The 5,556-nt window shown below is 70.2% G+C and carries 6 protein-coding genes and 1 pseudogene; 3 read left to right on the plus strand and 4 right to left on the minus strand.

The genetic code is table 11. The features are described 5' to 3' along the window. The 4 genes and pseudogenes from NS331_RS26450 to NS331_RS24780 all read right to left on the minus strand — a co-directional run. Window positions 1-185: pseudogene (locus NS331_RS26450) on the minus strand (TolC family outer membrane protein); the annotation flags it as partial. Between the two features lie 13 nt (window positions 186-198). After that, complete coding sequence (locus NS331_RS24770) at window positions 199-540, minus strand: rhodanese-like domain-containing protein (RefSeq protein WP_058644567.1); 342 nt, start codon at window positions 538-540, stop codon at window positions 199-201. A gap of 111 nt (window positions 541-651) precedes the next feature. Continuing rightward, a complete protein-coding gene (locus NS331_RS24775) occupies window positions 652-1,323 on the minus strand; it encodes a protein-L-isoaspartate O-methyltransferase family protein (RefSeq protein ID WP_058644568.1) in 672 nt (223 codons plus the stop codon). 40 nt (window positions 1,324-1,363) lie between these two features. Beyond that, window positions 1,364-2,065, minus strand: a complete 702-nt coding sequence (locus NS331_RS24780; RefSeq protein ID WP_058644569.1) for a TetR/AcrR family transcriptional regulator — start codon at window positions 2,063-2,065, stop codon at window positions 1,364-1,366. Window positions 2,066-2,163: 98 nt separating this feature from the next. On the opposite strand from NS331_RS24780, the gene msrA reads away from it, so the two are divergent. From msrA to NS331_RS24795, 3 genes are all read left to right on the plus strand, one after another. Then, complete coding sequence (gene msrA / locus NS331_RS24785) at window positions 2,164-2,724, plus strand: peptide-methionine (S)-S-oxide reductase MsrA (RefSeq protein ID WP_058644570.1); 561 nt, start codon at window positions 2,164-2,166, stop codon at window positions 2,722-2,724. 50 nt (window positions 2,725-2,774) lie between these two features. After that, window positions 2,775-3,197: a hypothetical protein gene (locus NS331_RS24790; protein WP_058644571.1), complete on the plus strand. Its 423-nt coding sequence runs from the start codon at window positions 2,775-2,777 to the stop codon at window positions 3,195-3,197. A gap of 80 nt (window positions 3,198-3,277) precedes the next feature. After that, window positions 3,278-5,455: a TonB-dependent receptor gene (locus NS331_RS24795; RefSeq protein ID WP_153013052.1), complete on the plus strand. Its 2,178-nt coding sequence runs from the start codon at window positions 3,278-3,280 to the stop codon at window positions 5,453-5,455. The last annotated feature ends 101 nt before the right edge of the window (window positions 5,456-5,556 follow it).

Here is a 5,556-nt window from a genome sequence, read left to right on the forward strand (position 1 = left end):
ATGCCGGCGCGGGCCTGCGCGCCGCGGGCCGTGGTGGCCTCGGCCTGGGCGCGGGCGGCCTGGTAGGTGGCGTCGAAGCCGCGGGCGGCGTCGTAGAGGCTGCCCAGGTTCTGGGCGGCGGCGGGCAAGGCCAGGGCAGCGGCGGCGGCCGCGAGGGCCACCGCTCGGAGGGCGACGGGGCGCATGGCCGGGCGCCGGTCAGTAGCGGGGAACGGAAGGGTCGCGCTGCTGCGACCAGGCGTCGATGCCGCCGCTGATGTTGGCGACCTGCTCGTAGCCGTTGTGCGCCAGGAAGGCCGCCACGCGCTGGCTGCGGGCGCCGTGGTGACACAGGCAGGCGATGCGCTGGGCCGGGTCCAGCTGCGCCAGGCGCGCGGGGATCTCGTTCATGGGCACGGCCACCACGGTGAAGCCGGCATCGGGCGTCACGCTGGCGGTCTGCAGTTCCCAGGGTTCGCGCACGTCCAGCACCACGGCCGGCGCGTCGGGGGCCTGGTCGAACCAGGCTTGCAGGTGGGCGGGAGGGACTTGGTCGATCATGGTGGCGCTGGGTGGGCAGAAGACCGTCCCTGGCGCCCCTTCGACGTCCCGGCCCGGCGCCTCGACAGGCGCAGCGCGAACGGATGACGGTCGAGGCGCGGCCGGTGCCGGTCAGAAGTTGAAGCGCGAGGGCTCCGGGAAGTTCAGCAGGCGCGGGGCGATGGTGTCCCAGGGCTCCTGGGTGTCCCACTTGCCCTCGGCCGTGCGGGTGACGAAATGGGCGCGCATCACCGGCTCGTCGCCGACGATAGCCGCCAGGCGGCCGCCGATGTTCAGCGAGCCCAGCAGGTTCTGCGGAATGCGGGCGACCGAGCCGCTGAGCAGGATGACGTCGAAGGTCGGGCCGCTGGGCAGGGGCTTGGAACCGTCGGCCTCGCGCACCTCGACGTTGGCGACGCCGTTGCGCTGCAGCGTCTGCGCGGCGGTGGCGGCGAGCTTCGGGTCGATCTCCAGCGTCAGCACGCGCGCGGCGCGGGCGCCCAGCAGCGCGGCCATGTAGCCGGAGCCGGTGCCGATCTCGAGCACGCTGTCGGTCTTCTTGATCTTCAGGTCCTGCAGCAGGCGCGCTTCCAGCTTGGGCGACAGCATCGACTGGCCGGGACCGTCGCCGAGCGGGATGTCCATGTCGAAGAAGGCCATGCTGCGATGGGCTTCGGGCACGTAGTCCTCGCGGCGCACCACGGTCAGCAGTTCCAGGATCTCGAGGTCGAGCACGTTCCAGGGACGGATCTGTTGCTCGATCATGTTGAAACGCAGGGGATCGGTGACGAGGGAGGCGGTCATGGTGGGGCTGGGCGACGGGGAACGGACAAAGCCCGTGATTCTAGGAGCCTGCGCCCGCGGCGTCCGCCGCATGGCCCGCGTCGGTGCACAGGCCGCGCAGCAGCAGGTCGCACTGGGCCGCGAGGTACTGCTCGGGCACCAGCGTGCCGGCGCCGCCGCACACCTCGGGCGCGTGCTTCCACAGGATCATGAACAGCATCGGCGCCACCACGGCATGCACGGCCTGCTCGACGTCCAGCGCGCGGAACTCGCCGCGCGCGATGCCCCGCTCCAGGATGCGCCGCACCAGCGCATTGCCCGGCGCCACCACGCTCTGGTGGTAGAAGGCCGAGAGTTCGGGGAAATTGCGGCCCTCGCTCAGCATCAGCTTGCTGATGCCCGAGACCTGCGTGCCGCCCACGCGCTCCCACCAAGTGCGCAGGCCGTAGCGCAGCATGTCGGGCGCGCTGCCCTCGAAGGTCTCGAATTCCTGGTTCCATTCGGTGAAGCGCCCGGCCAGGTTCTCGGTGACGACAGCCTTGAACAGCTCTTCCTTGGAGCCGAAGTACAGGAACAGCGTGCCCTTGGAGACGCCGGCACGGGCGGCGACGTCCTCGGCCCGGGTGGCGGCGAAGCCCTTCTCGACGAAGAGTTCCAGCGCCGCCTGCAGCAGCTCGCCGGGCCGCGCCTCCTTGCGGCGCGCGCGCTTGCCGCCGGTGAGGGCGTCGCGCAGGCGGCAGGGCAGGGCGTCGGAAGCAGGCATGCAGGCGTTAATGACCGGTTGGTTATTAATTATTGGCCGTGCCCTGCGCGGGCGTCAAGGCGAGGCGTCACAATCCCCGGTTTGCCCAGGAGAGCGCCATGTCCGAGATCAACGCCGCATCGCCGCAGACCATCGTCCTGGGCGGTGGTTGCTTCTGGTGCACCGAGGCCGTGTTCGACCGCGTGGAAGGCGTGCTGGACGTGGAGTCCGGCTATGCCAACGGGCACGTGGACCATCCCACCTACGAGCAGGTGTGCAGCGGCACCACCGGCCATGCCGAGGTCATCAAGGTGCAGTTCGACCCGGCGGTCATCGACCTGCGCGAGATCCTGCACATCTTCTTCGTCGTGCACGACCCCACCACGCCCAACCGCCAGGGCAACGACGTTGGGCCGCAATACCGCAGCGCCATCTACACCACCGACGATTCGCAACTGGCGACCGTGCGCGAGGTGGTGGCCGAACTGGCCGCCAACCAGGCCTACGGCGGCGCCGGCATCGTGACCGAGGTGGCGCCGCTGCAGCGCTACTGGCCGGCCGAGGCCTACCACCAGGACTACTTCGTGCAGCATCCCAACCAGGGCTACTGCGCCTTCGTGGTCGCGCCGAAGGTGGAGAAGTTCCAGAAGACCTTCGCCGCACGGGTGAAGAAGGGCTGAGGCCCACCCGCCACCCCGACGCTCCTTCGACCCGCATGCCGCCTCGCCCGTTGCGCCTGCCCACCTCGCCCGCGCTGGCCGTCGCGCTGGCGTTGGCACTGGTGCTCGCCTCGGCGCTGGGGCTCATGCACCGCACCCTGCATGCGCACGCGGGCGGCGGCCATGCAGTGGAGGCTGTCGAGGCCGACGGCCCGGCGCATGGCCACACGGCCGATGCCCCCGCGGGGGCATCCTCCGCGCACGCCGCGCACGCCGCGCACCATGGCCTCGCGGCCCTGTTCGATGACCATGAGGACGGCAGCGCGCTCTGCCTGATCATGGACCAGCTGCAGCACGACGCCGCCACCCCCACCGTGCTGCTGCCGCTCCTGCCCAGCCTCCCGCCCGCCGCGGTGCTCGCCTTCATGCAGGGCGAGGCGCTGCGGCGCTGGGTGGCGCTGTTCGACGCCCGCGGTCCGCCCGTCACTCGCTGAATCTCCCCGAGCCCTGGCTGCCGCCGCCCGCACCCGCGCGGGCGGTGGCCGCCTGCCCATCGATTCGCCAGTGACTGTTCATGACCCTTCAATTCCCCCGCAGTGCCGTCGGCATTGCCGCTCTCGCGCTGCTGTGCGGGCCTGCCTTCGCGCAGGACGCTGCCGCCCCGACCAATCCGCCTGCCGTGGCCGGCGCCGGCCAGGCCCAGACGCTGTCCACCGTCGAGGTGACCTCCGAGCGCCTGAAGAAGGCGCGCATGGAGCTCTCGCCCGAGACGGGCGCCACCGTCTACCGCATCGACCAGAGCGCCATTGCCGCGCTCGGCAAGGGCGATGCGACACCGCTGGACGAGGTGCTGCTCACGCTGCCCGGCGTGGCCAAGGACTCCAAGGCCTCCGGCTCCCTGCACGTGCGCGACGACCACGGCAATGTGCAGTACCGCATCAACGGCGTGCAGCTGCCCGAGGGCATCTCCGGCTTCGGCCAGACGCTGGACACGCGCTACATCGACACGATCACCTACCTGACCGGTGCGCTGCCGGCCCAGTACGGCCTGCGCACCGCGGGCGTGGTCGACATCCAGACGAAGCAGGGCTTCGGCAAGCCCGGCGGCTCGCTGGGCATCACCCTCGGCAGCCATGACACGCTGGAAGGCAGCGGCTCGGTCTACGGCACCACGGGCAACCTGAGCTACTACCTCTCGGCCAGCGGCGTGGGCAACAGCCAGGGCATCGAGAACCCGCAGCCCACGCTCGATGCCCAGAACGACCGCACCCACCAGGGCAAGACCTTCGGCAACTTCTCGTACTACCTGGACGACGACACGCGCCTGGGCCTGATGTTCGGCAGCTACGACGGCCGGTTCCGGATCCCGACCAATCCGAACCAGGCGCCGGCCTTCTCGCTGGCCGGCTTCAGCGACCTGGGCTCGGGCTACAACGCGCTGCCGTCGTCCAGCGTGCGCGAGCGCCAGGACGAGGCCACGCGCTTCCTGGCGCTGTCGTACCAGAAGTCGCTGGGCGCCTTGGACTTCCAGCTTTCGGCCTTCCACCAGTATTCGAGCCTGCACTACCGGCCCGACCCGGTCGGCGACCTGATCTACAACGGCGTGGCCTCGGACACCGAGCGCACCAACGCCTCCAACGGCCTGCAGGCCGATGCCTCGTACAAGCTGGGCGACGCCCACACGCTGCGCTTCGGCGGGCTGTACACGCGGGCCAGCACGCGCAGCCTCAATGCGGTGAACGTGTTTCCGGTGGACGACTCGGGCGCGCAGGTGGGCAACACGCCGATGCTCGTCAACGACAACTCGGGCAAGACCGGCGCGCTGGCCAGCCTGTACCTGCAGGACGAATGGCGCCTCGACCCGAAGTTCACCGTCAACTACGGCCTGCGCTACGACAGCGTGGACGCCTTCACCAAGGAGCACCAGTGGAGCCCGCGGCTGAACCTGGCCTATGCGGCCACGGACAGCACCGCGCTGCATGCCGGCTTCGCGCGCTACTTCACGCCGCCGCCGCAGGAGCTGGCCTCGCAGCAGAGCATCAACCTTTACACCGGCACCACCAACCAGCCCGAAGTGGCCAACTCCGACCCGGTGAAGGCCGAGCGCTCGCGTTACTTCGACGTCGGCGTGGACCAGAAGGTGGGCGAGCACCTGTCCCTGGCGGCCGATGCGTACTACAAGCACATCGACAACCTGCTCGACGAAGGCCAGTTCGGCCAGGCGCTGATCCTGTCGCCCTTCAACTATGCGCAGGGCTTCGCGCGCGGGCTGGAGCTGTCGGCGCGCTACAGCGACGACCACTGGGCCGCCTATGCCAACCTGGCCCACCAGAAGGCGATGGGCAAGAACATCGTGTCGAGCCAGTCGCTCTTCGGCGCGGACGAGCTGAGCTACATCGCCAACCACTACGTGTACCTGGACCATGACCAGACCTACACCGCCTCGGCCGGCGCCAGCTACCGCTTCGGCGCCGACCAGGTCAGCGGCGACGTGATCTACGGCAGCGGCCTGCGCCGTACGCCCGACGGCGGCGCGCCCAACAGCGCCGCGCTGCCGCACTACACGGTGGTCAACGCCGCCTACTCCCACACCTGGAAGTATGGCGACGGCGGCGATGTGGTGGGCCGCATCGCGCTGCTGAACCTGTTCGACGAGAAGTACCTGCTGCGCGACGGCACCGGCGTCGGCGTGGGCGCGCCGCAGTACGGCACGCGCCGCAGCCTGTACGTCAGCATGACCACCCACTTCTGAAGTGGGAAAGCACCCCCCATGCCGCTTCGCGGCTCCCCCCTCCCTGGCGCCTTCGGCTTGGAGGGGGGCGCACCCCGCGGCCTGGCAAAGCCAGTTCCGCG

It is taken from the genome of Pseudacidovorax intermedius (assembly GCF_001476815.1).
GTDB lineage: Bacteria > Pseudomonadota > Gammaproteobacteria > Burkholderiales > Burkholderiaceae_C > Xenophilus > Xenophilus intermedius_A.

Bases quoted from the DNA above. Each gene is read 5' to 3' on its own strand.
- NS331_RS24770 (WP_058644567.1), bottom strand. From the start codon at position 540: ATGATCGACCAAGTCCCTCCCGCCCACCTGCAAGCCTGGTTCGACCAG.
- NS331_RS24775 (WP_058644568.1), bottom strand. From the start codon at position 1,323: ATGACCGCCTCCCTCGTCACCGATCCCCTGCGTTTCAACATGATCGAG.
- NS331_RS24780 (WP_058644569.1), bottom strand. From the start codon at position 2,065: ATGCCTGCTTCCGACGCCCTGCCCTGCCGCCTGCGCGACGCCCTCACC.
- msrA (WP_058644570.1), top strand. From the start codon at position 2,164: ATGTCCGAGATCAACGCCGCATCGCCGCAGACCATCGTCCTGGGCGGT.
- NS331_RS24795 (WP_153013052.1), top strand. From the start codon at position 3,278: ATGACCCTTCAATTCCCCCGCAGTGCCGTCGGCATTGCCGCTCTCGCG.